At 68.1% G+C, this 26425-nt stretch carries 24 protein-coding genes; 15 read left to right on the top strand and 9 right to left on the bottom strand.

Annotated features, from left to right (window positions below; genetic code table 11):
- A partial coding sequence (locus AC1RJ9_RS22820) for a hypothetical protein (protein WP_492881696.1) occupies positions 1-273 on the top strand: 273 nt, incomplete at its 5' end.
- Between the two features lie 288 nt (positions 274-561).
- Positions 562-993, top strand: a complete 432-nt coding sequence (locus tag AC1RJ9_RS22815) for an RrF2 family transcriptional regulator (RefSeq protein ID WP_492840161.1) — start codon at positions 562-564, stop codon at positions 991-993.
- A 118-nt stretch (positions 994-1111) separates the two neighbouring features.
- Here the strand turns inward: AC1RJ9_RS22815 and AC1RJ9_RS22810 are convergent, their stop codons facing one another.
- Together AC1RJ9_RS22810 and AC1RJ9_RS22805 are read right to left on the bottom strand one after the other, a co-directional pair.
- On the bottom strand, positions 1112-1543 hold the full coding sequence (locus AC1RJ9_RS22810; RefSeq protein WP_492840163.1) for a CBS domain-containing protein: 432 nt from the start codon (positions 1541-1543) through the stop codon (positions 1112-1114).
- 56 nt (positions 1544-1599) lie between these two features.
- Positions 1600-2250 carry a rhomboid family intramembrane serine protease gene (locus tag AC1RJ9_RS22805; protein WP_492840165.1) on the bottom strand — a complete coding sequence of 217 codons (651 nt, stop codon included), beginning with the start codon at positions 2248-2250 and terminating at the stop codon, positions 1600-1602.
- A gap of 159 nt (positions 2251-2409) precedes the next feature.
- On the opposite strand from AC1RJ9_RS22805, the gene hfaA reads away from it, so the two are divergent.
- Genes hfaA through hfaD form a run of 3 tightly spaced genes read left to right on the top strand, consistent with a single transcriptional unit; the run spans position 2410 to position 5058 of the window.
- A complete protein-coding gene (gene hfaA, locus AC1RJ9_RS22800; protein WP_492840167.1) occupies positions 2410-2871 on the top strand; it encodes a holdfast anchoring protein HfaA in 462 nt (153 codons plus the stop codon).
- Positions 2868-3881: a holdfast anchoring protein HfaB gene (gene hfaB / locus AC1RJ9_RS22795; protein WP_492840169.1), complete on the top strand. Its 1014-nt coding sequence runs from the start codon at positions 2868-2870 to the stop codon at positions 3879-3881. Before hfaA ends, hfaB begins: the two co-directional genes overlap by 4 nt.
- Positions 3799-5058 carry a holdfast anchor protein HfaD gene (hfaD, locus tag AC1RJ9_RS22790; protein ID WP_492840171.1) on the top strand — a complete coding sequence of 420 codons (1260 nt, stop codon included), beginning with the start codon at positions 3799-3801 and terminating at the stop codon, positions 5056-5058. Before hfaB ends, hfaD begins: the two co-directional genes overlap by 83 nt.
- A gap of 47 nt (positions 5059-5105) precedes the next feature.
- Here the strand turns inward: hfaD and AC1RJ9_RS22785 are convergent, their stop codons facing one another.
- Genes AC1RJ9_RS22785 through AC1RJ9_RS22775 form a run of 3 tightly spaced genes read right to left on the bottom strand, consistent with a single transcriptional unit; the run spans position 5106 to position 7824 of the window.
- Positions 5106-5681, bottom strand: coding sequence for a hypothetical protein (locus AC1RJ9_RS22785; RefSeq protein ID WP_492840173.1), 576 nt, complete (start codon positions 5679-5681; stop codon positions 5106-5108).
- Between the two features lie 17 nt (positions 5682-5698).
- Positions 5699-5899: a hypothetical protein gene (locus AC1RJ9_RS22780; RefSeq protein ID WP_492840175.1), complete on the bottom strand. Its 201-nt coding sequence runs from the start codon at positions 5897-5899 to the stop codon at positions 5699-5701.
- A gap of 2 nt (positions 5900-5901) precedes the next feature.
- Complete coding sequence (locus AC1RJ9_RS22775; protein WP_492840177.1) at positions 5902-7824, bottom strand: hybrid sensor histidine kinase/response regulator; 1923 nt, start codon at positions 7822-7824, stop codon at positions 5902-5904.
- Between the two features lie 208 nt (positions 7825-8032).
- On the opposite strand from AC1RJ9_RS22775, the gene AC1RJ9_RS22770 reads away from it, so the two are divergent.
- From AC1RJ9_RS22770 to AC1RJ9_RS22735, 8 genes are all read left to right on the top strand, one after another.
- On the top strand, positions 8033-9877 hold the full coding sequence (locus tag AC1RJ9_RS22770) for an ABC-F family ATP-binding cassette domain-containing protein (RefSeq protein WP_492840178.1): 1845 nt from the start codon (positions 8033-8035) through the stop codon (positions 9875-9877).
- 343 nt (positions 9878-10220) lie between these two features.
- Complete coding sequence (locus AC1RJ9_RS22765) at positions 10221-12296, top strand: hybrid sensor histidine kinase/response regulator (RefSeq protein WP_492840180.1); 2076 nt, start codon at positions 10221-10223, stop codon at positions 12294-12296.
- Positions 12297-12406: 110 nt separating this feature from the next.
- Positions 12407-13405: an ABC transporter substrate-binding protein gene (locus tag AC1RJ9_RS22760; protein WP_492840182.1), complete on the top strand. Its 999-nt coding sequence runs from the start codon at positions 12407-12409 to the stop codon at positions 13403-13405.
- Positions 13402-14151, top strand: a complete 750-nt coding sequence (locus AC1RJ9_RS22755) for an ABC transporter ATP-binding protein (protein ID WP_492840184.1) — start codon at positions 13402-13404, stop codon at positions 14149-14151. The genes AC1RJ9_RS22760 and AC1RJ9_RS22755 overlap by 4 nt, the downstream gene beginning before the upstream one ends.
- Positions 14148-14906, top strand: coding sequence for an ABC transporter permease (locus tag AC1RJ9_RS22750; protein WP_492840186.1), 759 nt, complete (start codon positions 14148-14150; stop codon positions 14904-14906). Before AC1RJ9_RS22755 ends, AC1RJ9_RS22750 begins: the two co-directional genes overlap by 4 nt.
- 60 nt (positions 14907-14966) lie before the next feature.
- Positions 14967-15620, top strand: a complete 654-nt coding sequence (locus tag AC1RJ9_RS22745; protein ID WP_492840188.1) for a hypothetical protein — start codon at positions 14967-14969, stop codon at positions 15618-15620.
- The gene (locus AC1RJ9_RS22740; protein ID WP_492840190.1) at positions 15620-16708 is read left to right on the top strand and encodes a DUF2336 domain-containing protein; all 1089 of its coding nucleotides are present in this window, start codon (positions 15620-15622) and stop codon (positions 16706-16708) included. The genes AC1RJ9_RS22745 and AC1RJ9_RS22740 overlap by 1 nt, the downstream gene beginning before the upstream one ends.
- 122 nt (positions 16709-16830) lie before the next feature.
- Complete coding sequence (locus AC1RJ9_RS22735; RefSeq protein WP_492840192.1) at positions 16831-19773, top strand: M16 family metallopeptidase; 2943 nt, start codon at positions 16831-16833, stop codon at positions 19771-19773.
- A 151-nt stretch (positions 19774-19924) separates the two neighbouring features.
- Here AC1RJ9_RS22735 and AC1RJ9_RS22730 read toward each other — a convergent pair whose 3' ends face one another.
- On the bottom strand, positions 19925-20845 hold the full coding sequence (locus AC1RJ9_RS22730) for a hypothetical protein (protein WP_492840194.1): 921 nt from the start codon (positions 20843-20845) through the stop codon (positions 19925-19927).
- Between the two features lie 173 nt (positions 20846-21018).
- Here AC1RJ9_RS22730 and AC1RJ9_RS22725 point away from each other — a divergent pair, with 173 nt between their 5' ends.
- Positions 21019-21564: a PAS domain-containing protein gene (locus tag AC1RJ9_RS22725; RefSeq protein WP_492840195.1), complete on the top strand. Its 546-nt coding sequence runs from the start codon at positions 21019-21021 to the stop codon at positions 21562-21564.
- Between the two features lie 146 nt (positions 21565-21710).
- Here AC1RJ9_RS22725 and AC1RJ9_RS22720 read toward each other — a convergent pair whose 3' ends face one another.
- From AC1RJ9_RS22720 to AC1RJ9_RS22710, 3 genes are all read right to left on the bottom strand, one after another.
- Positions 21711-22655, bottom strand: a complete 945-nt coding sequence (locus AC1RJ9_RS22720) for an aldo/keto reductase (RefSeq protein WP_492840197.1) — start codon at positions 22653-22655, stop codon at positions 21711-21713.
- A 10-nt stretch (positions 22656-22665) separates the two neighbouring features.
- On the bottom strand, positions 22666-24333 hold the full coding sequence (locus AC1RJ9_RS22715) for a choline dehydrogenase (protein WP_492840198.1): 1668 nt from the start codon (positions 24331-24333) through the stop codon (positions 22666-22668).
- 296 nt (positions 24334-24629) lie between these two features.
- Positions 24630-25163, bottom strand: coding sequence for a gamma carbonic anhydrase family protein (locus tag AC1RJ9_RS22710; protein ID WP_492840200.1), 534 nt, complete (start codon positions 25161-25163; stop codon positions 24630-24632).
- Between the two features lie 312 nt (positions 25164-25475).
- On the opposite strand from AC1RJ9_RS22710, the gene AC1RJ9_RS22705 reads away from it, so the two are divergent.
- On the top strand, positions 25476-26279 hold the full coding sequence (locus tag AC1RJ9_RS22705) for a PhoH family protein (RefSeq protein WP_492840202.1): 804 nt from the start codon (positions 25476-25478) through the stop codon (positions 26277-26279).
- Positions 26280-26425: the final 146 nt, after the last annotated feature.

Raw genomic sequence — 26425 nt, 5'->3', positions numbered from 1 at the left:
GGTCCTCGGCAGAGCCGGCAGCTTCTAAAGAAACCACCAAATCCAGTCAAGCTATTTCTCGAAGAAAACCTCGAAGCCTTACTGGCCGAAATACTCAAAAGCCCCGAAGAACTCCTTAGCATTTCTTGGAGGGCGGCTTCTAACGAAGCAGAACTCCCAGGTCAACCACCCTTTTTACTTTTGTTTTCTTGGAGGCCAGAGCCACTTCAGAGCGCAAAAGCTGACCGAGGCGCGCCGCATGGGAGCGCCGTAAGTCAGAAGAGATTCGATTGAGGCTGCGGAACTTAACGATCCGCTTTCAGAAACGCAAGCCCGAAAGGCCAAGGTTTCGTCCGGCGGGCCGCGGCCCCGAAGCGAGGGGCGGCTTCTAGAGCCCCCTTCCCGGCCCCGCAAGCACGGAATCGCGGATTCATCCCCAGACGCGCCCATTCCCTGTGCATGAACGACGTCATCCAGACTTGCGCGCCGGCCAAGCCTCGCTCAGAAGGCTGAGCACTCTTATAGAGCGCGCCCGCACGGACACGCCCGCCATGCTTCCCATGTAAAAGGTCCCCGGCGTCCATGTTGTCCCAGAAGGCCCGCTACGCCCTGCGCGCGATGATCGAACTGGCCCGCGCGAACACCCAGGTGACCGCCGGCGAGCTGGCCGATCGCGCCGACGCCCCGCGTAAGTTCCTGGAAGCCATTCTCCTGTCGCTCTCGCGCGAGGGCCTGGTGATCAGCCGACGCGGCAAGTTCGGCGGCTATGTGCTGGGTCGTCCGGCCGAGGAAATCAGCTTCGCGGAGATCATCCGCCTGGTCGACGGCCCCCTGGCCCTGACCCCTTGCGTCAGCCGCACCGCCTTCCGCCGTTGCGAGGACTGCCGGGATCTCGCGACCTGCGCGCTGCGCGAAGCCTTGCTGCGGGCCCGTGACGCCACGGCCGCGGTGCTGGAAGGCTACAGCGTCGCCGACGCCGCCCAGGGCGCGGGGGCCGAACTGATCGAGGGCTGATCCCCCTCTCTATATAGAGGCTCGATATACAGAGGCTCGGAGCCGCGGATCCTGCCGCGCGCCGGCGGCCGGATCCGCGCCCTGTAGCGAGCACGGCCCGTTAGAGTCGCGCGCCGTATCAACCCGCGGCGATATAGGCCTTCAGACCCTCGGCCTCGGCCTGGGCCTCGTTGATCTTGTACTTCACCAGGTCGCCGATCGAGACGATCCCGGCCAGACGCCCGCCCTTGACCACCGGCAGGTGGCGGATGCGGCGGTCGGTCATGCGCTCGAGCAGGGCGTCGATCGTCTCGTCCGGCTGGGCGAACACCACGCTGGTGCTCATGCAGGCGCTGATCGGCTTGGTCAGCGCGCTGGCGCCTTCCTTGGCGATGGCCCGGACGATGTCGCGTTCGGAGAGGATTCCGATCACCGCCTCCTCGCCGTCGACCACCACCATGGCCCCGACACGTCTTGTATGAAGCAAGGCGGCCGCCGCGCCGATGGTCTCCTGTGGGGAGGCCGTGAACACGAGATCACCCTTGTCTTTCAGGATCTGAGAAACCAGCACCGCGCTTCTCCCTTATGGTTCTTAGGGAACAAGGGTCTCGCAAAGAGACCGTGCAATCAATCAGTTTCGGGCGTTCGTGGCTTAACGCCGGCCCAGCGTGCGAACGGACCGATCAACAGCACGCCGACGACGAAGCCCACGAGGTGCGCCTCCCAGGCCACCGCGCCGCTCCCCATGGTCAGCAGGCCGCCCGCCACGGCCATCACCAGATTGACGATCAGCCAGCCCAGACCCAGCGAGATGACGCGGGGACCCAGGACCGGTCCGACTCGTCCCTCGTAGTCCATGGTCCGGGCGGCCGCGCCCATCAGGGCCGAGACGGCCCCGGACGCGCCGATCACCGCATTGGCGCTGTCCGGATGGATGGCCGCGTAGCCGACGCCCGAGAGCGCGCCGCTGACCAGATAGAAGAGGCAGAAGATTCCCCCTCCCCTGCCGTTTAGTCCCAGCAGCCGGGCCACGGGAGCACCAAAGGCCAGGGCGAAGGCGCTATTCATCAGGGCGTGAACCCAGCCGCCATGCACGAACATCATGGTCACGGGCCCCGTCCAGACGCCGTTCCAGAAGTCCCGCGGGACCAGGGCCAAGGACTCGACGGTCGCGTCGCTGGCGCGCGACAACAGGATGTGCGGGACCAGGATCGAAGCCGCCGCCAGCAGGGCGGGCCAGGGCGCGTTGAAGATCGGCTCGGAACGCTGCTCGCTCATGACATCTATCTAGGGCGTCTCGCGACGATTCGAACCACCGCCCATCGTCCCGGCGCGCGCTTAACCATTTTTTCTCGACCTAGGGCCTACACGTCGATCTGTACCTTTTTGGCACGGGTGTTGCTTGCCGCGCCGTGTCGACAGTTCGCGGAGCCTTTCATGGCCTGGCATCGGAAAAAGAACATGAGCGTCGCGACGGCCACCGCCGTCGTCTTCACGCTGTGCATCCCCACGCTAGGTTTCGGCGGCGTCGCCGCGGCGCAGTCGATGTCGACCAACTCGGCCTCGTTCAACGCCGGCTATGGCCGCAGCTCGGGCCAGGAAAACCGCATGGTCGAGTATTCGACCCGCGACGCCAACGGCAACCGGGTAATCGTCGACGGCGTCATGCTGACCGGCTCGGACCAGAGCGTGTTCTCATCGAGCCGCTCGTCCGGCTCGCTGGACGCCTATTCGGGCGTCGGCGGCGTGGGCGGTTATGCCGGCTCGACCGCGATCGGCAACAACCTGACGGTCATCACCCAGGGCAACAACAACACGGTCATCGTCAATTCCAGTCAGGTGAACAACGGCAACGTCACCGCGGGCTCGAATGTGGTGAAGGCGGGAACTCCGCAATGAGCTTCAAACGCACGGGTCTCGTCCTGGCCCTGATGGGCGCGACGGCCCTGGCCGGCTGCGGCGGCGTGCCCGTGGCCTCGACGGCCGGCAACTACGCCAAGCCGATCGGCAGCGCGCCGGTCACGGCCAACCCGACCGACTATTCGGCCGCCCTGGTCTGCCTGAACCAGTACGCCCGCGCCAATCACGTGGCCGCTCCGCGCATCGCGATCGGCCGCATCGCCGACTACACCGGCAAGGAAGAGTCCGACGGCTCGGGCCGCAAGGTGACGCAGGGCGCTTCGCTGATGGCCTTCTCGGCCTTCGCCAAGGCCGGCATGCCCATGGTCGAACGCTTCGACACCTCGGTGTCGGAGTTCGAGCTGAAATACGCCAACAACAAGCTGATCTCGGACCGTCCCAATCCCGCGCCCGACGCGCCGGCGGACTATCGCAAGATCATCGCCGGCCAGGTGCCCGGCTCCGACTTCTACGTGGTCGGCGGCATCACCGAACTGAACTACAACATCCGCTCGGCCGGCGTGGACGCCTATGTCGGCGACAAGGACACCGACGGGCTGAAGGGCAACTTCCGCCGCCGCGTCTTCGTCATGAATATCGCGCTGGACCTGCGGATGGTGAACACCCGCACGCTGGAGGTGGTGGACGTCATCTCGTACCAGAAGCAGGTGGTCGGCCGCGAGATCAGCGCCGGCATCTTCGACTTCCTGAACGGCAACATCTTCGACATCTCGGCCGGTCGCGGGGCGCTGGAGCCCATGCAGTTGGCGGTGCGCGCCCTGATCGAGCGCGCCACCGTCGAGATGAGCGCCAATCTCTACGGCATGCCCGGCCCGCAAAGCTGTCTGCGCTACGACCCGTTCGGCGACGCCACGGTCGGGCAGACCGGCGCCTTCACTCCGGCCTATGACAACCTGGGAACGAACAATGCGCAAACCCGCGATGACCCGTCTCGCTGGAACGCTAAGCGTGATCCCGATATTCGCGATTCTAAGCGCGGTCGTTACTAGCCAACCCGCCCACGCCCAGGCGACCTCGCCGAGCCCGGTTCTCAACAACCAGATCAATCTCGGCGAGCTGTTCTCGGAGCAGACGCTGAACGTCCAGACGGTGTCCGACGGCGTCACCGCCAGCACGACGGCCCAGGCCAACGGCGTCTCGATCGGCGTGACCAACGCCGACGCCTCGGCCGACTCGACCCAGGAAAACCAGGGCAAGGTCTACGCCCATGGCGTGGTGGATGTCGGCACCGACGCCGGCGCGGTCTCGGCTGTGCGCACCACGGCGGTCGGCAATTCCGGCGCCCTCTCCGCGTCCAACGGCACGGTCTCGGCCCGCGTCGTCCAGGTCAATTCCAACGCGGTCACCGCGCGCGGCCAGGTCGAGGCGGCCGATGCCTCGGCCAAGGACCTGACCGTCTCGACCCTGGCCATGGGCAACAGCCAGGGCGTCAATCTGGACAACGGCTCGGCCGGGGTGCGGATCAGCCAGTCGACAACGGCCAATGTGCTGGCCGACGGCGGCGCGATGGTCGGCTACGTCTCGGGGAGCAGCGCGGTCACCGCGACCACCGCCGGCAACAACATCAATATCAGCGGCGGCAATCAGTCGGCCGTCCGCGCCATCACCGACCAGGCCAATACGGCCGACGTCACCCAGGCCAGCAAGTTCACCGCCTACGGCAACAGCTACCTGTCGGCGACGGTGGCCACGGCCACCGGCAACAACCTGGCGGTCCAGAACGAGGGCCCTCTGGCGGACGTCACGTCCAATCAATGGAACACCTCGTACGTGCGCGGCCAGGCGCAGGGGACCTCGTATCTGTTCGGCGCGGCCCAGACGAGCGCCTACGCCGCCGGCAATTCCTCGCAGGTCAACAATGTCGGCGCGGACCTTACCCTGGACAACCTGCAGACCAACACCGGCGGCGGCGTCGAGGCGATCGCCAGCTTCGAGGGCCAGGACGGCTACGATACGGTGACCAGCGCCACGGCGATGGGCAATGCGGTGACCGGCTACGCCTGCTCGAAGTGCAACGGTCGCATGACGGTGACCAACAACCAGACCAACAGCGCCGACATCGGCGCCAGTTCCAGCACCACGATCAATTCCGGCCGCCAGGTGACGGGCGTCTCGACCGCCATCGGCAACAACGCCAGCTTCAACGTGACCTCGCCAGGATACTAGGTCGAGCGTCTTGGGCGGGGCGCATGCGCCCCGCCCAGCGACAGGCCTTACGGCTTCGCGGCGCGATGCAGCCTGTGCATGTCGTCGCGCCGCATGCCGCCGATCGTCGCGGCGACGCTGGCGGCGAAGGCGCTGGTGAGGGCGCCGATCCCCAGGAACAGCGAGATCTGCGCGCCGATCTGCCCGGCCCGGATCACTTCAACCGGCGAAAGTTCGCCGACCGGCGCGACCGGGGCCTGAGCCGTCAACGCGCCCAGCACGAGGAGCCCGACGATACTGGCCGCCCAGGCCAGCAGACCGTGGGCCGTGTCGCGGAAATAGGTCTCGTGATCATGGACGTGCAGCCACTTGGTGCGCAGACGCCCGGTCAGATAGCCGCCCATCATGCTCGCCGCGACCTGGCAGGCGACAAACACCGCGCCGATCGCCGGGGTGAAATCTCGCGCCTCCAGGCCCGCGGGCCAACGCGGCGACATCTTCAGCCCGAGGCCCGCGCCCAGCGAGACCAGAACGAAGAGCAGCGCGATCGTCGCCGCGGCGCCGGCCAAGATCGCATCCCAGCTGACGGCCGACTGGTGCTCGTCGGCGATATCGGCTGTCGAAAGTTCGGCTCCGTAAGCCATGGCGGCAATCCTCCGGCTCAGAAGTGATGGGTGCAGAAGGCCAGGAGGAGAATGATGGGGAGCGGAACCCCTAGCAGCATCAGAAGGATCGATCGCATCGCGCAAAGCCCCTTGCTCGGAATGATAGGGCGCTTCACGTCCATAGCCGCGCCTTGCTCGATGAACGACGCTGCCGAGCCGAGGGTTCCGGCGCGCATCGCGGCGCGTCCGAGGGCCAATGTCAGGTCCTAGCGCCGTCCAGCGTCGGCCCATCCGCCGGCTTCTCTCCGCGGCCATCGGACCAAAGGGCGATCTTCAGCAGCAGCTCGCGGGGGCTGATCGGCTTGCCGACGTGGTCGTCCATGCCGCTGGCGCGATAGAAGGCGATCTGCTCGGGCAGGACATTGGCGGTCAGGGCGATGATCGGGGTCAGGCCCGTCTCGCCCGGCATGGCGCGGATCGCCCGGGTGGCGGCCAGGCCGTCCATGCGCGGCATCTGCACGTCCATCAGCACGAGGTCATAGCCGCCGGAGGCCACGGCCTCGACCGCCGCGCAGCCGTCGGCGACGACGTCGACCGCGTGACCCATGGCGCGGACCAACGCGCCGATCAACTCGCGATTGGCCTCGTTGTCGTCGGCGACCAATAGGTTCAGCGGTCGCGACGGCGCTTCCGGGACCTCGGGCTCGCGGCTTTCGGGTGCGACGGCGATCGGCAGGTCCAGCACGCACCAGAAACGCGCGCCCTGGCCGGCGACGCTATCGACGCCGATCTGGCCGCCCATCAGCTCGACGATCTCCTTGCTGATCGCCAGACCCAGGCCCGTGCCGCCGAACTTGCGCGATACCTCGGGCCCCGCCTGGGCGAAGCGATCGAAAACGAAGTCCAGCATGGCCTCGGGCACGCCGACGCCGGTGTCGGAAACCGCCAGCTCCAGGCGGGCGAAGCCCGGCGCCGCGCCCTGGCGCCGCGCGGCGCTGAGCACCACCGAGCCAACCCGGGTGAACTTCACGGCGTTGCCCAGGAAGTTGACCAGCACGTGGCGCAGGCGATCACCGTCGCCCTCCAGCCACGCGGGGCAGGACGGATCGATATCGAGCTTGAGGTCCAGCCCCTTGGTCCCGGCCTGGGCCTCGAAGATGCCCGCCGTGGCGCCCAGCAGGGCGCGCAGTTCGAACGGCCGGGTTTCCAGACTGACCCCGCCGGCCTCCAGCTTCGAGAAGTCGAGGACATCGTTCAGGGTGTCCAGCAGAACGGTCCCCGCGTCGCGGATGCGCGCCAGGCGGCGGCGCTGCTCGGCGTCCAGCTTCGAGGCGTTCAGCAGGTCGGTAAAGCCCAGGATGCTGGTCAGCGGCGTGCGCAGTTCGTGGCTCATATTGGCCAGGAAGTCCTGCCGCGCGGCCATGGCGGCCTCGGCCCGTTCGCGGGCCTCGGCCAGGGCGGACTGGGCCTCGACCTCCTCGGTGATATCGGTTTCGTTGACCAGGATGCAGGGATCGCCCGTGACCGGATCGGGCGTGCGGCGGGCGGCCAGACCATGCCAACGCTCGCCGTGGGCGGTGATCACCCGATAGGCGCCCTCGATCGCCTCGCCGGCCAGGGCCGAGGCCCACAACGCGCCGCCGGCGTCGCCATTGGCGAAGATCTCGGCGAAACGGGTATTCTCGCGTGGATAGCTGGCCTGGGCGGCCGGGTTACCGAAGATACGAAAGCCGTCAGCGTCGTACAGCGAGACCAGAGCGCTGGTGTGGCGCAGGGCCTCTATGGCGCGATGCTCGTCGACCTCTGGCGCGACCCTGGAACCCTCGAACAGAAGCCCACTACAGCCGTCCGGCAGGAGGATGCGCGAGATCGTGGTCTGGACGGTGACCGGCAGGCCGTTCGGATAGAACGTCCAGCGCTCCTCGACGGCGCCGCCGCCTTCGATGCGCTTGGCGATGTTCTCCATGCGCATGCGCACGGCGGGGGACTGGTCGGAGAAGTCGCGCGCCAGAAGCTCGTCCAGCGAGGCCGCGCCCCACAGCGCGACCGCGGCGCGGTTGGCGTAGACCTTGCGCTTGCGGACGTCGTCGAACACCCAGACAGGCCGGCGCAGACCGTCGACGCCCAGGGCAAGACGCGCTGGAGCATCAGAAGCAGCAATGTCGTCCGCGTTCCACGTCAAGGCGAGTACTTGCGCTCCCTTAGGGCCAAGGTCTTAGCAAGCTCCCGCTTGGCGAGCGGTTAACGGGCGAATCTGTCGCACCCGCCGATCCGCGTTCCGTGACCTGGATCAACGCGAACCGAGCCGCGATTTTGACGTTTCCTCGGCGCGCGGCCTGCTATAGGGCCCAGACCTCCGCGACATACCGCCGCTTTAGTATTGAACGATCATGGCCTCCCCGACCCGCGCGCCTGTTCTCGCCCTCAAGGACGTTCGTCTCGCCGACGGCGCCAAGCCGCTGTTCGACGGCGTCGACCTGGCCCTGGAGCCGCGCGTGCGCGCCTGCCTGGTGGGTCGTAACGGCGCCGGCAAGTCCACCCTGCTGAAGATCCTGGCCGCTCAAGGCGTCGAGCCCGACAGCGGTGAGCGCTCCGTCCAGCCGGGCGCCAAGATCATCTTCGTCAGCCAGGAGCCGGAGATCACCGGCGACACCCTGCTGGACTACTGCACCGCCGGCGGCGCCGAGGACTACGAGGCTCAGGCGGCCCTGGCCGACTTCGGCCTGGATCCGGAGAAGAGCTCGCAAGGCCTGTCGGGCGGCGAGAAGCGCCGCGCCGCGCTGGCCAGGGCGTTCGCCGAGCAGCCCGACGTGCTGCTGCTGGACGAGCCGACCAACCACCTGGACATCTTCGCGATCCAGACCCTGGAAGAAGAGCTGGCCAGCTCCAAGTGCGCGGCCCTGATCGTCAGCCACGATCGCGCCTTCCTGAACCGCGTCACCCAGCGCACCTACTGGCTGGAGCACCGCAAGGTCCGCCGCCTGGACAAGGGCTTCGGCGAGTTCGAGATCTGGAGCGAGCAGGTGCTGGCGGCCGAGGCCGAGGAAGAGCGCCGCCTCAACAAGGTTTTGGAGCGCGAGAACGCCTGGCTGGCGCGGGGCGTCCAGGGGCGCCGGGCCCGCAACGAAGGCCGTCGCCGCGCCCTGATGGACCTGCGCGCCCAGAAGAAGGACCTGCAGGGCGACAAGCGCGGCTCGATGTACATGGCCGTCGAGAGCGCCGCGACGTCGGGCAAGAGGGTGATCGAGGCCAAGCACCTGACCAAGAAGTTCGGCGACCGGGTGATCGTCGAGGACTTCTCGACCCGCATCATGCGCGGTGACCGCGTGGCCCTGGTGGGTCCCAACGGCGCCGGCAAGACCACCCTCGTGCGCCTGCTGCTGGGCGAACTCGAACTCGACGCCGGCACGGTGCAGCTGGGCACCAACCTGGAGGTTTCCTACATCGACCAGGGCCGCATGGCGCTGTCGGACAAGATCACCCTTTGGGACTTCCTGACCCCCGGCGGCGGCGACTCCATCCTGGTGCGCGGCCAGCCCAAGCACGTGGCCGGCTACGCCAAGGACTTCCTGTTCACCGAGGCCCAGTTGCGTCAGCCGGTGACCAGCCTGTCGGGCGGCGAGCGCAACCGTCTGCTGCTGGCCCGGGCTCTGGCCAATCCCACCAACCTGATGGTGCTGGATGAGCCGACCAACGACCTGGATATGGACACGCTGGACCTGCTGGAGGACCTGCTGGCCGACTTCGACGGCACGTTGATCCTGGTCAGCCACGACCGTGACTTCATCGATCGCCTGGCCACCTCGACCATCGCCATGAACGGGCACGGCAAGGTCCTGGAGACCCCCGGCGGCTGGACCGACCTGATCGACCAGAGCCCCGACTTCTTCAAGGGCGCACGCGGCGCGGCCGTCGGCTCGTCGTTCACGCCGGTGGCCCGGACCACCAAGGCCGCGGCGCCCGCCGCGGTCGCCGCCGCGCCTCCGCCGAAGAAGACCGGCAAGCTGACCTTCAAGGACCAGCGCCGCCTCGAAGAATGCGAAGCCCTGATCGCCAAGAGCCCGGCGATCATCGCCGGCTTCGAGAAGATCCTGGCTGATCCGAACCTCTACAGCCGTGATCCGGCCGCCTTCGACAAAGCCACGAAGGCGCTCGACAAGGCCCGCGCCGACCTGGAGCAGGCCGAGCTGGAATGGCTGGAACTGGAAGAGAAAAAGGAAAACCTGGCCGGCTGATCCAGGTTCCGCGTCGCGCCGCGGACTGACGGCGGCGCCACCCCGAGAGCGCCGCCGACCTCTTGAATTGTGGGAGCGCCCATGCATTGTCAGCGACGCTCGCTCTCAATCTTGGGAATACAATCGCTTACGGTGTCGACGTCGCGAGGGCGTCCTGCGGCCAAACGACACATCCAGCGATAAGCCGGCAACCGGCCCCTGGGCGGGCGTATTGAATGGTGGCGTCGTCCCCAGGATCGCCTAGCGGTCACTTCCGGGGAGCGTGGTCGTCCAGGCGTTGTCTCCGAACCCGTTCGGCCGTCGACGCCCGATCGCGGGGTCCATTGGGGGAGACGGAAACGGCATGCCGCACAGGCTGGCCCAGCAGGAACCACGACGGCAGACGGCGCTGTTGCTGGGGCTCTCCGTCGCCATCGTCGCCAGCCTGGCGTTCAGCGACTATCTGAGCCGCTCCGTCCTGAGCGTCGCCGCCTTCTGGCCCGCCAACGCCCTGCTGGCCGCCGGCTTGCTCACCCTGGCCGGATCGCGGCGCGTGGCCCTGACCACGGTCTTCGTCATCTTCCACCTTGTCTTCGACCTGCTGGTCGGCGACAGCCTCGCGCGCGCCGCGCTCGACACCGGGGTCGATACGCTGGAGGCCCTGGCCGTCCAGGCGGTCTTCCTGCGGATATGGGGCGGCACGCCACGCATCCGCACCCTGCGCTCGCTGATCATGCTGCCGGCCGTCACCACCCCGATCGCCGCCGGGTTCGCCATTCTGTGCGCCGGGATGCTGGCGCTGGCCTTCGGCGAGCCCTTCTGGAGCGTCCTGGTCGACTGGTTCCTGCGCGGCGCCCTAGGTCTGGCGATCGCCCTGCCAGCGACCCTGGTCCTGATCGACGCCGAGCACCGTCGCTCGTTCCATCGGACCTGGCGCGAGCATCTGGCCCTGATGTTCGGCGTCGCCGCGATCACCCTGCTGTGCGCCCATCCGGCTTCGGGCCTGCCGCCGTTCCTGATCTTCCCGGTCGCCCTCGTCGCCGCCTACCGCCTGGGCGCGCGCGGCGCGGCCATGGCCTCGCTGGTCGTGGCGGTGATTGTCCTGCCGATCGCGATGGCCGGCGCCTCCCCGCGCTTCAACGCGGTCCTTGGCCCCATCGCCCAGGCGCGGACCATCCAGGTGTTCATCCTGGTGCTGTTCTACACCTGCCTGGCGGCGGGTCTGGCCCTGGCCCAGCAGGACCGGCTCAAGCGGCTGCTGCTGCGCCGCGAGCAGCTAACCCGCGCCGCCCGGGCCCGAGCGCTGGCCGCCACCGAGGCCAAGACCGAGTTCCTGGCCACCATGAGCCACGAAATCCGCACGCCGCTGAACAGCGTGCTCGGGTTCGCCCAGTTGCTGGCCGCGCGCGACGACCTGCCGCCCGACGCCCGTCGGCAGGTCAATCTGATCGACAGCGCCGGCGCGGCCCTGCTCACCGTGGTCAATGACATCCTCGACTTCTCGCGGGTCGAGGCGGGCCAGATCGAGCTCCTGCCCCAGCCGACCTCGGCCGCCGGCCTGCTGCGCGACACCGTGGCGATCATGGCGCCCGAGGCCCGCGCCAAGGGCCTGACCCTGGACCTGGAGATCATCGACCCGGTCCAGGCCCTGCACGACCTGGACGCCGACCGCCTGCGCCAGGTGCTGATCAACCTCCTGAACAACGCCGTGAAGTTCACCGACGAGGGCCGCATCGACGCGCGTCTGATCGTCGAGCCCGGCGATCTCGAGGACCGCCTGCGCTTCGAGATCATCGACACCGGCGTCGGCATCGATCTCGACAAGCAGGCGCTGCTGTTCCAGCGCTTCTCCCAGGCCGACAGCTCGATGAGCCGGCTGCACGGCGGGGCGGGCCTGGGCCTGGCCATCTGCCGGGCGCTCGTGGACGTGATGGGCGGCAAGATCGGCGTCGACAGCGTGCCGGGCCGCGGCTCGTGCTTCTGGATCGAGCTCCTGGCCCCGACCGCCGAGCCGATCGCCGAGCCCGAGCGACCCAAGACCTCGACGCCCGGCGCGGCCAAGATCCTGATCGTCGACGACCACCCGATCAATCTGGAGATCGGCGCCGCCCTGCTGACCATGGTCGGCTTCGAGGTCGACGTCGCCGAGAACGGCAAGCAGGCCGTCGAGCGCGCCCAGGCCGGCGACTACGACATCATCCTGATGGACATCCACATGCCGCAGATGGACGGACTGCAGGCGACGCGGGCGATCAAGGCGCTGCCGGGGCGTCCGGGCAAGGCCCCGATCATCGCCATGAGCGCCGACGCCCTGCCCCGCCAGGTCGAGCGCTGCTACGCCGCCGGCATGGTCGACCACATCGCCAAGCCGATCCAGCGCGAGGTGCTGTACGCCAAGGTCGAGCGCTGGCTGAACCATCGCCAGGGTTTGGACACCTAACGCCAATCCGATCTTCCCGGCGAAAACCGGTGAGACGGAGTTCGGGTTCTGACTTGGAACTGAGCCGCACCGCCTCTAACTTCTCCTCAAACCCGAGGGGACCCCACTCCATGCAGCGTCGCGCTTTCGCCGTCCTGGGCCTGATGGCCCTGCTCGCCGCCTGTTCGCCAGCCAGCAAGGAGACGGCCGCGCCGACCGGCGAGACCAAGCTGAAGCTGGCTACCGACTGGCGGGCCGAGGCGGAGCTGGGCGGCTACTACCAGGCCCTGGCGACCGGCGAATACAAGAAGCGCGGCCTGGACGTGACCCTGATCCAGGGCGGCCCGGCGGTGAACGTGCCCCAGCTCCTGGCCACTGGCGCGGTCGATGTCGGCGTGGGCTCCAACAGCTACGTGGTCATGAACCTGATCAAGGAGAACGCGCCGGTGAAGGCCGTGGCGGCCTTCATGCAGAAGGACCCGTGGTCGCTGATCGCCCACCCCGACCAGGGCGTGAACAGCATCGCCGACATCAAGGGCCATCCGGTCCTGCTGTCCGACGCCTCGATCACCGGCTACTGGGCCTGGCTGAAAGCCAGGTACGGTTTCACCGATGACCAGGTCCGCAAGTACAACTATTCCACCGCGCCGTTCCTGGCCGACAAGCGCGTGGTCCAGCAAGGCTATGTGACCAGCGAGCCCTACCTCATCGAGAAGGAAGGCAAGGTCAAACCCAAGGTCTTCCTGCTGGCCGACAGCGGCTATCCGGCCTACGGCTCGATGGCCCTGGTCAATGACAGCCTGATCGCCAGGAACCCGGCGGCCGTGCGGGCCTTCGTCGAGGCCACCGCGGCGGGCTGGAAGTCTTACCTCTACGGCGATCCCAAGCCGGGCGACGCGGCCATCCTGAAGGACAATCCGGAAATGACCCAGGACGTCCTCGACCAGGCGCGCGACAAGATGCGGTCCTACGGCGTGATCAGCGCCAAGAATGGTGACGGCGACATCGGCCTGATGACCGACGAACGGTGGAGCACGTTCTTCAAGGACGCCATCGCGCAGGGCGTCTATCCAAAGGATGGGGACTTCAAGAAGGCCTACACCCTGCAGTTCCTGCCCAAGGGCCAATGAGCGATCCAGTCGCCAGCCTCGCCGCCATCGAGGTCGACTATGCGCGAGGCCGCGCCCTGGGACCGCTCGACCTGACGCTCGCGGCCGGCGAGATCGTCGCCCTGGTCGGACCGTCCGGCTGCGGAAAATCCACCGCCCTGCGGCTGCTGGCCGGCCTGGAGGCGCCGACGCGCGGAACCGTGACCCGCGCCGCCGGCAAGGGTGAAACCTCGGTCGTCTTCCAGTCGCATACCCTGGCGCCGTGGCTGTCGGCGCGGGACAATGTCGCCCTGCCGCTGGAACTGGCCGGGATGAACAAGGCCGCCGCCCGCGCCGCCGCCGAGGACGCGCTGGACCAGGTCGGCCTGGGCGCCGCCCTCGCCGCCCGTCCCGCCCAGCTCTCCGGCGGCATGGCCATGCGCGCCTCGCTGGCCCGCGCCCTGGTCACCCGTCCGCGCCTGCTGCTGCTGGACGAACCCTTCGCGGCCCTCGACGAGATCACCCGCCGCGCCCTGGCCGACGATGTCCTGACCCTGGCGGCCGAAATGAAACCCGCCGTCGTCTTCGTGACCCACAATGTCGAGGAGGCCGTCTACATGGCCCGCCGCGTCGTGGTCATGACCCCCGGTCCCGGCCGCATCGCCGGCGAGATCGCCATCGACGGCCCAGTCGTCCGTCCGTCCGGCTTTCGCACGACCGAGGCTTTCCGCGCCGCGGCCGAAGCCGTCTCGACCCTGCTGGCGCAAGCGACGGAGCGCGCGGCGTGAAGCGCGTCCTGGCCCCCGCGATCCTGATCGCCGTCCTGCTGGGCGGCTGGGAGATCGCCTGCCGCGCCCTGGCCGTGCCGCCCTACCTGCTGCCCGCGCCCAGCGCCATCGCCCGCGCCTTCGCCGAGTCCTGGCCGCTGCTGCTGGGTTCAGCCTGGGCGACGCTGTCGACCGCCCTGCTGGCCCTGGTCATCGCCAGCCTGGTCGCCTGCGCCCTGGCGCTGGCGGTCAGCCTGAACAGCCTGCTTGAAGACGCCGTCCGACCGATCGCGGTCACCCTGCAGGTGACGCCGCTCGTGGCCATCGCCCCCCTGGTGACCATCTGGGCCGGCATTGACCATCCCGAGCGCGCGGTGATCGGCCTGGCCGCCGTGGTGGCCTTCTTCCCGATCTTCTCCGGCGCCCTGACGGGACTGAAGGCGGTCGATCCGGATCTGGCCCGCCTGTTCGACCTCTATGGCGCCGATCCCTGGCAGCGCCTGATCCGGCTGCGCCTACCATCGGCCATCCCGGCCCTGCTGGAGGGACACAAGGTCGCGGCCGGCCTGGCCATCATCGGCGCCGTGGTGGCCGAGTTCGTGGCCGGTTCCGGCGGCGCCCAGGGCCTCGCCTGGCGGATCCTGGAGGCCTATAATCGTCTGCAGACGGCCAAGGTCTTCGCCGCGCTGGCGTCTCTGGCTGTACTGGGCGTCGTCCTGAACGCGGTGATGGAGGCGATCGAACGTCGACTTCTGAACGCTTGGCGAGGGCGTTAGCCCAAGATTAAGCGACGCGGCCTACGACTGACGTTCGATAGACGTCTTTCGGACCTGTCCATGCGCGCCGCCCTCTTCATCACCGCCCTCGCCTGCGCCTCCATGGCGTGCGCGGGCGCGTATGCGGAGACCGGCAAGGAAAGCCGCTATGGCCCCGCCCCCGAGCGCGCGCCCACGCCGGTGAACGGCCGTGGGCCTGGCTATACCGGCTCGACCTATGGCGGCCGCGCCCTGGCCTGGAGCGGCAAGCGCGAGGTCGTCGCGCCGCAAGCCCAGGCCGCCGCCCAGGTCCAGCCTTGGTGGGCTCGCCAGGCGGCTCAAGCGCCGCAGCCCCAGCCCGCGCCGATGACGCGCGCCACCTATCAGCCGCCAGCTCCGCCTTACGCGCCCCAAGCCCCGCAAGCGCCCAGCGCCGCCCTGCCCCAGAACATCTACGACGCCCCAGCGCCGCGCGCCGCGCCGGTTCCGGTCGCCTACGCCGCCCCCACCGCGCCTGGCATGGCCCAACCCGCGCGGCAATTCCGCGACGGCCAGATCGGCGCCCGCACCTATTCCGTCGGCCGCCAGTTCGGCATGGTCCCGGATCCCATCCCCGCCGCCGGTCCGCCGCGCATGGTCCTGATCACCGCCCCGCCGGCGCTGGACGAGGACAAGCCGCGCGAAGAGGGCGCCGGCGAGTGGTCGGCCAAGCCCGAGAAGGACAGCGGCCAGTGATGCAATCGCGCCTCCACGACCTGATCTCGCTCGCCAACGAGCCCTCGAGCGTCAAGCGCCGGGAGCTGCTGCGCGGCGTCACCGACATGTTCTTCGCCGGCGAGGGCCACAACGCCGTCGAGATGAGCCTGTTCGACGACGTCATGAGCCAGCTGGCCGGCGAGATGGAAGAGGCGGTCAAGGTCGAGCTGGCCCAGCGCCTTGGCGAGGCCCCAGCCCCGCCGCGCGGCCTGTCGCGCACCCTGGCCTCGGATTCGATCGCCGTCGCCGCTCCGATCCTGCGCAACTCCAGCGCCCTGACCGACGAAGACCTGCTGCACGTGGCCCGCACCCAGGGCCAGGACCACCTGCGGGCCATCTCGCAGCGTCCCAGCGTGTCCAGCGTCGTCTCGGACGCCATCGTCGCGCGCGGCGACGACGCCACCCTGGGCGTCCTGCTGCGCAACGAGGGCGCGGTGCTGTCGCGCGAGGCGCACGAGACCGTCGTCGACCGCGCCGCCGCCAACCCGTCGCTGCACGAGGCCGTCATCGACCGCAACAGCCTGCCGGTCGACCTGCTGAACGAGATGTACTTCATGGTCGAGGCGCGCCTGCGCGACCGGATCATGGAAAAGAACGCCGGCGTCGATCCCGCCATGCTGGAAGCCGCCCTGACGGCTGGCCGCAAGCGCGTCGCGGTCGAGGACGGCGCCCTGCCCGCCGACTTCGCCGAGGCCGAGAAGGAATTCCGCACCCTGCGGGCCAAGGCGCAGATCTCGCCGCAGATCCTGGCCAACATGCTGCGGGCCAAGCGCACGACCCTGTTCCTAGTGGCCTTGGCGGACATGGCCGACGTCGACTTCCACACCGCCCGCAAGATCCTGGAGCGGCGCGAGATGGACGCCCTGTCGGTGATCTGCAAGGCGGCCGACTTCGACCGCTCGCTGTTCCTGACCTTCGCCCTGCTGATCCTCGAGCCGACCGACGGCGTGATGCTGAAAGCCAAGTCGTACGGCGAGCTCTACGCCGCCCTGCCCCGCGAGTCGGCGCTGCGCACGATCCGCTTCTGGCGCCTGCGCCGCACCACGGGCGACGTCGCCGCCGCTTAGAGCTGCCGCCCCAAGGCCCCTACCTAGAGCATTAAGGCGAAAACCGGCCGCTCGCGCGCCTTGCGTGCGCCATGTCCGACGGCCAAGGTGCCGCCCTCTTATTCTCCTGCCCTGGATTCTCGATGATCAGCGCTTCGCGCTTGGCGCTCGTCGCCGCCGCCGGCCTCTCCCTCGCCGCCTGCTCGCACCTTCCCAAGCCTTCCATCCCGTTCATGAACAAGGACGGAGCCGACAAGCCGGCCGCGTCCGCGCCGAAGATCCCCGAGGCCCCGCCGCTGGCCGGTCCCAAAATCACCGATCTGAAGCCGGGCCAGTGGGCCCAGGCCCTGTCCGACGTCGCGCCCGACCCGTCCTGGCGCTTCGGGACGCTGTCCAACGGCATGCGCTACGCGATCCGCAAGAACGCCACCCCGCCCGGCCAGGCCTCCATGCGCCTGTGGTTCGACGCCGGCTCGATGATGGAGGCCGACGACCAGCAGGGCCTGGCCCACTTCCTGGAGCACATGGCGTTCAACGGCTCGAAGAACGTGCCCGAAGGCGACATGGTCAAGATCCTGGAGCGCCACGGCCTGGCCTTCGGCGCCGACACCAACGCCCAGACCAGCTTCGACGAGACCGCCTACCAGCTGGACCTGCCCAAGGCCGATGACGAAACGGTCGACACCTCGCTGATGCTGCTGCGCGAGGCGGCCGGCGAGCTGACCATCGCCCCCGACGCCGTCGACCGCGAGCGGGGCGTCGTGCTGTCGGAGCAGCGCAATCGCAATACGCCCGGCTATCGCGTCGCCATCGCCACCCTGTCGGCGCAGATGGAAGGCCAGTTGCCGCCCAAGCGGATCCCGATCGGCAAGACCGAGATCCTGAAGACCGCTCCGGCCCAGCGCATCCGCGACTTCTACGAGGCCTATTATCGTCCCGAGCGGGCGGTGCTGGTGGCGGTCGGCGACTTCGACGTCGACGCCATGGAAGCCAAGATCAAGGCCAAGTTCGGCGACTGGGTCGGCAAGGGCCAGCCCGGCAAGAACCCCGACATCGGCGCGGTGGCCAAGCGCGGCCCGACCGCCAAGCTGATCGTCGAGACCGGCGCGCCCTGGTCGGTGCAGATGACCTGGATGCGCAAGCCCGACGGCCTGATCGAGACCAAGGCTCTCGACGAGCGCGACATGATCGAGAACCTGGCCTTCGCGGTGATCAATCGACGCCTGCAGGCCGTCGGGCGCTCGGCCGAGCCGCCGTTCATCGCCGGCGGCGCCTTCAAGGGCGACCAGTACGGCGCGGTGCGGGTGACGACCCTCGGCGCCACCGCCCAGCCCAATCGCTGGCGCGAGGCGATGAGCGCCCTGGACGCCGAACAGCGCCGCGCCGTGCAGTACGGCGTACGCCAGGACGAACTAGACCGCGAGATCGCCACCTTGCGCGCCAGCCTGGTCGCCGCCGCGGCCGGCGAGGCCACCCAGCGCACGCCCGCCCTGGCCAACCAGCTGCTCAACACACTGGGCGACGCCGAGGTCATCACCTCGCCCAGCCAGAACCTGGCCTTCTTCGACGAACTGGTGAAGGGCCTGACCGCCGAGCGGGTCAATGCGGTCTTGAAGAGCGCCTTCGCCGGCTCGGGTCCGCTGATCGTCATCGCCGCGCCCGGCAATATCGACGGCGGCGAGCCGGCGATCCTGAAAGCCTATGACGCGCTGAAGAACCAGCCTGTCACCCCGCCGGCCGCGCCGGGCGTCAGCCTCTGGCCCTATTCCAGCTTCGGCCCCAGCGGCAAGGTCGTCGAACAGAAAGACGTCACAGATCTGGACGCCGTCTTCGTGCGCTTCGAGAACGGCGTGCGCCTGACGGTGAAGCCGACCAAGTTCCGCGACGACCAGATCGTGGTGAAGGTCCGCACCGGCCATGGCCTGCTGGACATGCCGTCCGACGTCCAGAGCCCGCTGTGGTCGGCCAGCGCCTTCATCGAGGGCGGCCTCAAGCAGATCAGCGCCTCGGACATGGAGCGCGTGCTGACCGGCAAGATCTGGAACGCCTCGCTGGGCGTCGAGGACGACGCCTTTTCGCTGAGCGGCCGCACGCGGCCCGAGGATCTGGCCACCGAGCTGCAGGTGCTGGCCGCCTACGCCGCCGAGCCCGGCTGGCGCCCGGAAGCCTTCAACCGTGTCAAGACCGCCTACGGCACGATCCACGATCAGCTGGAGAGCACCACGGGCGGCGTCCTCAGCCGCGACCTGGGCGGACTGATGCACGGCGGCGACCAGCGCTGGACCTTCCCCTCGCGCGAGCAGATCGCCGGCGCGTCGCTGGAGCAGTTGAAGACCACCGTCGCCAACCCGCTGGCCCAGGGCGACCTGGAGATCGTCATCGTCGGCGACACCACGGTCGACAAGGCCATCACCGCCGTCGCCGACACCTTCGGCGCCCTGCCCAAGCGTCCGGGCGAGCCGCCGCTGGCCGGCGCCGACAAGGCGCCCTTCCCGACGCCATCGGCACAGCCGGTGATCCGCACCCACAAGGGCCGCCCCGACCAGGCCGCCCTGTTCATGGTCTGGCGCACGGACGACCTGTTCTCGAACCTGCAGCGCTCGCGCGACGTCTCGATCCTCAGCCAGGTCATGCAGCTGCGCCTGATCGACGAGCTGCGCGAGAAGCAGGGCGCGACCTACTCGCCCAACGCCTCGGCCACGGCCAATGTCACCTTCAAGAACTGGGGCTATCTGGCCGTCAGCCTGGAGGTTCCGCCCGAGAAGCTGGACATCGTGGTGGCCTCGATCCGCAAGATCGCGGCCGACCTGCGCGACAAGCCGGTCAGCGCCGACGAGCTGGAGCGGGCCAAGAAGCCGCGCATCGATCAGATCGAGAAGGCCCGCGTGACCAACGAATACTGGGTCGGCGCGCTCTCGGGCGCTCAAGAAGACCCGCGCCTGCTGGACGCCACCCGCTCGGTGCTGGCGGGCCTCTCGCGCGTCACCCCGGCCGACGTCCAGAAGGCCGCCAGGACCTATCTCGGCGACGACCAGTCGTGGCTGCTGCTGGTGAAGCCAGAAGTCGGCGCGACGGCGGCGAAGTAATAAAAAGGCCCCGGTGAAAACCGGGGCCTTTCTTTTGAACTGTCATCCCGGCCGTAGCGAAGCGGAGAGCCGGGACCGCCGGAAACGTCGGCGCTTGTTGCGGTCCCGGCTCGGCGCGCTACGCGCTTGGCCGGGATGACAAGGATTTTGGTTAGTACACCACGCCCCCAACCCCGCCATCCAGGCTGAAGCTGGTGGTCAGGGTCTGGCGCTCCTGCACCGTTTCCTCCCGATAGGCGGTGTAGGTCTCGGTGGTGATGATCGTCAGGATTTTCACCCCGGCGCCGAAGCGGCGCAGCAGCGAGCGTTCGTTGCAATCCCGGGCCGGCAGCTGAGGGCGGCACGAGATGCTGCCTTGGCCCTGGCCGGCGCCGGGGACATGATACAGCGCCTCGTTCTTCTGGCAGATGAAGGTCTGGCCGGCGCCGCCGTTTGAGATGTCGATCTGGCCCGAATAGTCGGCGATCACGTACTGCATGCGCGAGCCGGCGATGCAGCGATAGAGCTCGCCGTTATAGCTGTCGTCGATGTCGCGGTCGGGGGTGACCTGCGAGGCCGGGTGCGGGATGTCGCGGTCATCCAGGCAGACGGCGCGGATGATCACGCGGCGCGTCCGGGTGCGGGTGGCTTCATAGGACTGACGACGACGGGCTTCGCCGCCCTCGACGTTGAGGCCCTGGATGTAGCCGCTGGCCATCGGGCCGGAATAGTAGCCGCCGTGGCCGCCGCCGCCGTAGTAATTCACCGTGCCCGCGGCCGAGCCGGCCAGGGAACCAGAGCCCGAGCTGGCGCCCGAATTGGCCACCGCCGAGGCGCTGGAATTGGCGTTCACGATCACGGTCGCGCCGATGTTCACGTTGACGCCGGGAATGTTGACGTGGTGACCGCCACCGCCGCAGCAACCGGTCGGCGGCGCGGGCGGCTTCGGCGGAGCCGGAGGCGGCGAGCAGCAGGTCGGCGGGGCCGGGCAACCCGTGGTGCAGGCCATCGCGATGCCGCCGATCGTCAGGCCGCCGAGCAGCACGCTCAGGCCGATCAGCAGTCCGCGCAGGTTCAGTTTCGGCGCCTTCATCCGGCGGTTCCCTTCACATCGGGTCGTTCCGCTCTTGGTTAAGCAAGAATCGGGCCGGACCCGCCGCTCCGCCTGGATTGCGCCAGAATGGGACGGTCGAGCCCTTGGCCCGGTTCTCCCAGCAAGCCTCGTGCGGCCGAAAACAGCCGTGAGTGACCCGCCAGGGGACGACGATGTTCCATCCAAGCACGGAACGGTTGATAGACTATTGGCGCGACAAGAAGGGCGAGGCCGCCCTGCCCCGCCGCGCCGACATCAATCCGGGCGAATTCCTGGAGCTTCTGCCCCAGGTTTTCGTGCTGGGTCGCGACGGCGGCAAGCTGCCGTTCCGCCTGGCCGGCGGCTTCGTCACCGAGCTGCACGCCCGCGACCTGCGCGGCCAGGACGCCCTGTCGCTGTGGGCTCTTGCCCACAGGCTGGAGCTGAAGAGCGCCCTGGACGTCGCGCGCAAACGCCGCACGCCCGTGGTGGTCACCGCCGACATCCGCGCCCACGGCGTGCCCAGCGTCGGCATGGAAGTGCTGTTCGCGCCGCTGCAGGGCGCGTCGGGCGAAACCGACCGTTTCCTGGGCCTCTACCAGCCGATCGCCATGATGGCCCGCCTGATGGGCCGCCCCGCCTACGAGTTGGGCCTTCGCGAGATCAAGTCGCTGGGCGACGGCAACACGGACATGCCGCGGCTGCGCCTGGCGACCTTGGACGGCCGCCGGATCGCCTGAGCAAGAATCCGTTTCCCCGGCGAAAGCCGGGGCCCAGGTGGAAGAGCGCTGTGGTGGGCGCTAGAAACTCCGCGCCCTTCCAATCAGCTCAAGCGCCCTGAGATCTGGGTCCCGGCTTTCGCCGGGAAGAACGGATGAAGGCGTAACTAACGCCCTGCCTCATCCAGCCGTTTCCACACCTCACCCGGCAATTCCAGCCGGGCGGCGGCCATCAGCTCGTCCAGCTGCGCGACCGAGGTGGCGCTGGCGATCGGCGCGGTGATCAGCGGATGGGCCATGATCCAGGCCAGGGCGACCTGGGCCTGGGAGGCGCCAACCTCGGCCGCCGCGTCATCCAGCGCCGCCAGCACCGCCCGCCCCTTGTCGTTCCAGTAGTCGCGGAGGATCGTCCGCGCCCGCGCCTTGCCCTCGAAGTCGGCCTCGCTGCGGTATTTGCCGCTCAGGAAACCGGCGGCCAGGCCGTAGAACGGGATGATCCCCACGCCCTCGGCCTGCGTCAGCGCGGCCACCGCGCCGTCGACCTGGTCTCGGTCGAACAGGTTGAACTTCGGCTGGAGGGTCTCGTAGCGCGCCAGGCCCTTGGCCTTCGACGTGTCGAGACTGGCTTTCAACCGCTCGACCGAGAAGTTCGACGCCCCGATCGCCCGCGCCTTGCCAGCCTTCACCAGGCGGTCGAAGGCCTCGAGAGTCTCGTCGATCGGCGTGTCGGCGTCGTCCTGGTGTGACTGGTAGAGGTCGATGTAGTCGGTCTGGAGCCGCTTCAGCGAGCCTTCGACCGCCGCCTCGATATTGGCGGCCGACAGGCCCGGCTGCTTGGGCCACATGGCCACCTTGGTCAGGATCAGCACCTTGTCGCGCTTGCCGCTCGCCTGCAGCCAGCGGCCGATCACGCTCTCGGACTCGCCGCCCTCGTGACCCGGAACCCAGGCCGAATAGACGTCGGCCGTGTCGACGGCGTTGAAGCCGCCGTCGACGAAGGCGTCCAGCAACCGGTGCGAGGTCGCCTCGTCCGCCGTCCAGCCGAACACGTTGCCGCCGAAGATGAGCGGCGCGGTCGAAAGGCCGGAGCGGCCGAGAGGGCGATGGCGCATATGAGTTACTCTATTCGGCGGCCACGGCCCGGCCGTCCTCGAACACCGGCACGTCCAGCGGCGCGAGCAAGGTCTTGCCCCGCAGCAGGTCGGCCGCCCGCTCGGCGATCATGATGGTCGGGGCGTTGGTGTTGCCGCCCACCAGGTTCGGCATGACCGAGGCGTCGATGACCCGCAGGCCGGCCAGCCCTTGCACCCGCAATTGATCGTCGACCACCGCCAGCGGATCGCCGGCCACGCCCATGCGGCAGGTGCCGACCGGATGGTAGATCGTCTCGGCCTTGGCGCGGATCCAGGCGTCGAGGTCGGCGTCGCTGCGCACATCCGCGCCCGGGGCGTACTCGGCGTCGCGATAGGGATCGAAGGCGGCCTGGGCCACCGTCTCGCGGGCGATGCGGACGCCTTCGCGGATGGCCCGGCGATCCTCGTCCGTGGCCAGATAGTTGGCCAGGATGGTGGGATCGTCGAACGGATCGGCCGAGCGCAGCCCGACCTTGCCGCGGCTTTCCGGACGCAGCTGGCAGACGTGCAGGGTGAAGCCGTCCTTCTCGACCACGACCTTGCCGTGATCCTGCATGATCGCCAGCACGCCGTGAATCTGCAGGTCGGGACGGTCGAGGTCGGGTCGCGATTTCAGGAACGCGCCGCTCTCGAGGAACTGCTGCCGCCCGAGGCCCTTGCCGAAGAGCATGTAGTTCAGGCCGACGCCCAGCTTGTTCAGGCCCTTGTTGGCCGAATAGGCGGTCTTGAGATTCTTGGCCGTCCACGAGACACAGACGTCCAGGTGGTCCTGCAGGTTGGCGCCGACACCCTTGGACTCGTGGACCACCGCGACGCCGTGGGCCTTCAGGTCGTCCGGCGCGCCGATCCCCGACAGTTGCAGGATGTGGGGCGACTGCACGGCGCCGGCGCTCAGCAGCACTTCGGCGTCGGCATAGGCGGTCTTCTTCTCGGCGGCCTTGCCGACAACGTAGTCGACGCCGACCGCGCGGCCCTTCTCGACGATGATCCGGGTGGTGCGGGCCTCGGTCACGACGGTCAGGTTCGGACGCGCCAGAGCCTGGTTCAGATAGGCCATGGCCGCGCTCCAGCGCTTGCCGTCGCGGATGGTCAGGTCGTAGGGCCCGAAGCCCTCCTGCTGATACCCGTTGAAATCCTTGGTGGTCTTGTGGCCCGCCTGTCGGCCAGCCTCGATCAGGGTCGAATAGAAAGGGCTGTCGCTCTCGCCCTTCGACACGTGCAGCGGCCCCTTGTCGCCGTGATAGGCGTCGCCGCCGCCGTGGTGGGTCTCCGAGCGCTTGAAATAGGGCAGCACCTCTTCATACGACCAGCCCGACAGGCCCATCTGCCGCCACTGGTCGTAGTCGCGCGCATGGCCGCGGATATAGATCATGCCGTTGATGGCCGAGCTGCCGCCCAGGCCCTTGCCGCGCGGCCACCAGAGCTTGCGGTTGTCCAGATGGGGCTCGGCCTCGGTCCAGAAGCCCCAGTTCTGCTCGCCCTTGGCCTTGATCAGTTCCCCCACGCCGGCCGGCATCTTGACCAGGACGGAGGTGTTCTTGCCGCCGGCCTCCAGCAGCAGGACCTTGACGCTGGGGTCCTCGGTCAGACGCGCCGCGAGCACGCAGCCGGCCGAGCCGGCGCCGATGATGACGTAATCATAGCGTTCGCTGGCCATGCCCCGACGCCCTCCCTGGAAGGTTATCATTGTTAAGGCAGAGAGTGATCCGGGATCGATCGCCGCGCAAGGTTCCCTCACGACGTCGTTGAAGGAAAACGCCTGTTGTGCGTTCACACTCAACTCGAACCATGCCAATACTACCTTGAGACGAAACGGAAGCGGGTTCGCCCGCGCCGTCTCGCCACGCGGAGAGACCTTTGCGTGGCGAGCCCTTCTCGCGCTCACCCGCGAGGAGCGGGAGCGTCGCATCGCATCCCCCAAGCAGCGTGCGGCGCTCCCTGAATCTCTCCAGCTTACTCCGCCACCACCTTCAGGTCGCGGACGTAGCGCTTCCAGTTCTCGACATAGTGCAGGGCCGAGCCCTGCAGGATCATGGTGTGGTGCTCGCTGACCTCGCGCACCACCTTGCCCGGCGCGCCCATGACCATCGAGTTATCCGGGATCTCCTTGCCCTCGGTGATCAGGGCGCCGGCGCCGATCAGGCAGTTCTTCCCGATCCTGGCCCCGTTCAGCACCACCGCCCCGATACCGACCAGCGAGCCGTCGCCGATCGTGCAGCCGTGAAGCATCACCATGTGACCGATGGTCACGTTGGCGCCGATGGTCAGGGGAACGCCAGCATCCGTGTGAAGAACGGAACCGTCCTGGACATTGCTGTTCTCGCCGATCGTGATCGGATCGTTGTCTCCACGCACCACGGAACCCCACCAGATACTGGCGTTCTTCTTGAGAATCACATTGCCCATCACGCTGGCCGTGGGGGCAATCCAGTATTCGTCCTGCGGGGGAAGCATCGGCGTCGTGGCGCCCAGCGAATAGACAGTCATCCGTATGCCTCGTTTTCTTGCACGCCATCTTCCGGTTAACACCCCGGAAACCATAATGCGCCATTGTAGTCAGGCGATTCGAGAGGGAACCTTCCTCACGCGGGGATGATTCTTATCTCGTACGGGTCGGGGGCGACTACCGCCATCGGCCCACCCGCTGACGAAGAAGGTGTCGCATTTGGCGTTCCGGCGTACAGCACCGCCTATCGGAAGCCCCTCCGGGCCGCCTCGCCGCGCACGCGACTTCGTCTCTATCTTCCAGCTCACATCCAAGGACGACGCCTTTTGGCCTCGTCCTTTTTTATTGCCCTCATGGAGGCTTTGATGACCAAGCGAGCCCTGAAGCGGATGGCGCGCGAAGGCGCGTATGAGACCGGCCAATACGGTGATGACGCCAAGGTGCGTCGCCTGCCGGTGGATGTTCGCGAACGGGGGAACAGCTGGAATCCATTGGGACATGATGGCGCGCCCAACAATCCGGAGCGCGATCAGAGCTACCTGAAAACCATAAAACCAAAGTCGCCAGGCCAGGCGCAGTTGATGGAAGCCATCGACGAGAAGAACCTGGTCATGGCGCTGGGTCCGGCCGGCACCGGCAAGACCTACATCGCCATTTCGAAGGCCGTCGAAGCGCTGGAGGCCGGCAAGGTTGGTCGCATCGTGCTGTCGCGCCCCGCCGTCGAGGCCGGCGAGTCGATCGGCTACCTGCCGGGCGACATGGAGGACAAGCTGGCCCCCTATCTGCGCCCGCTCTATGACGCCCTGACCGATCGCCTGTCGGTCAAGCGCATGCGGGCGCTGATGGCCGAGGGCGCGATCGAGATCGCCCCGGTCGGCTTCATGCGCGGCCGCACCCTGAACAACGCCTTCGTGGTCATCGACGAGGCCCAGAACTGCACCTACATGCAGCTGAAGATGCTGCTGACGCGCCTGGGCTGGAGTTCGACCATGGTCGTCACCGGCGACCCGAACCAGTCCGACCTGCTGCCCGGCATCTCGGGCCTGTCCGACGTCGCGGCGCGGTTCGAGGCGGTCGCCAACATCGCCGTCGTCCGTCTGGCCGACCGCGACATCGTCCGCCACCCGCTGGTCGCCGAAATGCTGGGCGTTCTCTAGCCGTCCATTAAGGACGAACCGTCCCCTGGGGCCCCCGTTTCGATCCGGAACGGGGGCTTTTGGGCTCTTGGGGCCCGAATTCCGAGCTTGAGTTGCGTGCGGTCGGACGTGCAAGGTCCGGCCGTCTTAACTTTTCCCGGACTCGT

Source organism: Caulobacter sp. GW822-FHT07D08, from assembly GCF_058798735.1.
This window is presented reverse-complemented; position numbering and strand designations above follow the sequence as displayed.

What these genes read in the sequence shown, in the direction of transcription:
- AC1RJ9_RS22785 (WP_492840173.1), bottom strand. Translation starts at nt 5,681, where the DNA reads ATGGCTTACGGAGCCGAACTTTCGACAGCCGATATCGCCGACGAGCAC.
- AC1RJ9_RS22715 (WP_492840198.1), bottom strand. Translation starts at nt 24,333, where the DNA reads ATGGCCAGCGAACGCTATGATTACGTCATCATCGGCGCCGGCTCGGCC.
- AC1RJ9_RS22805 (WP_492840165.1), bottom strand. Translation starts at nt 2,250, where the DNA reads ATGAGCGAGCAGCGTTCCGAGCCGATCTTCAACGCGCCCTGGCCCGCC.
- AC1RJ9_RS22765 (WP_492840180.1), top strand. Translation starts at nt 10,221, where the DNA reads ATGCCGCACAGGCTGGCCCAGCAGGAACCACGACGGCAGACGGCGCTG.
- AC1RJ9_RS22720 (WP_492840197.1), bottom strand. Translation starts at nt 22,655, where the DNA reads ATGCGCCATCGCCCTCTCGGCCGCTCCGGCCTTTCGACCGCGCCGCTC.
- AC1RJ9_RS22740 (WP_492840190.1), top strand. Translation starts at nt 15,620, where the DNA reads ATGCAATCGCGCCTCCACGACCTGATCTCGCTCGCCAACGAGCCCTCG.
- AC1RJ9_RS22730 (WP_492840194.1), bottom strand. Translation starts at nt 20,845, where the DNA reads ATGAAGGCGCCGAAACTGAACCTGCGCGGACTGCTGATCGGCCTGAGC.
- AC1RJ9_RS22705 (WP_492840202.1), top strand. Translation starts at nt 25,476, where the DNA reads ATGGAGGCTTTGATGACCAAGCGAGCCCTGAAGCGGATGGCGCGCGAA.
- AC1RJ9_RS22815 (WP_492840161.1), top strand. Translation starts at nt 562, where the DNA reads ATGTTGTCCCAGAAGGCCCGCTACGCCCTGCGCGCGATGATCGAACTG.
- AC1RJ9_RS22710 (WP_492840200.1), bottom strand. Translation starts at nt 25,163, where the DNA reads ATGACTGTCTATTCGCTGGGCGCCACGACGCCGATGCTTCCCCCGCAG.
- AC1RJ9_RS22760 (WP_492840182.1), top strand. Translation starts at nt 12,407, where the DNA reads ATGCAGCGTCGCGCTTTCGCCGTCCTGGGCCTGATGGCCCTGCTCGCC.
- hfaA (WP_492840167.1), top strand. Translation starts at nt 2,410, where the DNA reads ATGGCCTGGCATCGGAAAAAGAACATGAGCGTCGCGACGGCCACCGCC.
- AC1RJ9_RS22745 (WP_492840188.1), top strand. Translation starts at nt 14,967, where the DNA reads ATGCGCGCCGCCCTCTTCATCACCGCCCTCGCCTGCGCCTCCATGGCG.
- AC1RJ9_RS22770 (WP_492840178.1), top strand. Translation starts at nt 8,033, where the DNA reads ATGGCCTCCCCGACCCGCGCGCCTGTTCTCGCCCTCAAGGACGTTCGT.
- hfaD (WP_492840171.1), top strand. Translation starts at nt 3,799, where the DNA reads ATGCGCAAACCCGCGATGACCCGTCTCGCTGGAACGCTAAGCGTGATC.
- AC1RJ9_RS22735 (WP_492840192.1), top strand. Translation starts at nt 16,831, where the DNA reads ATGATCAGCGCTTCGCGCTTGGCGCTCGTCGCCGCCGCCGGCCTCTCC.
- AC1RJ9_RS22725 (WP_492840195.1), top strand. Translation starts at nt 21,019, where the DNA reads ATGTTCCATCCAAGCACGGAACGGTTGATAGACTATTGGCGCGACAAG.
- AC1RJ9_RS22755 (WP_492840184.1), top strand. Translation starts at nt 13,402, where the DNA reads ATGAGCGATCCAGTCGCCAGCCTCGCCGCCATCGAGGTCGACTATGCG.
- hfaB (WP_492840169.1), top strand. Translation starts at nt 2,868, where the DNA reads ATGAGCTTCAAACGCACGGGTCTCGTCCTGGCCCTGATGGGCGCGACG.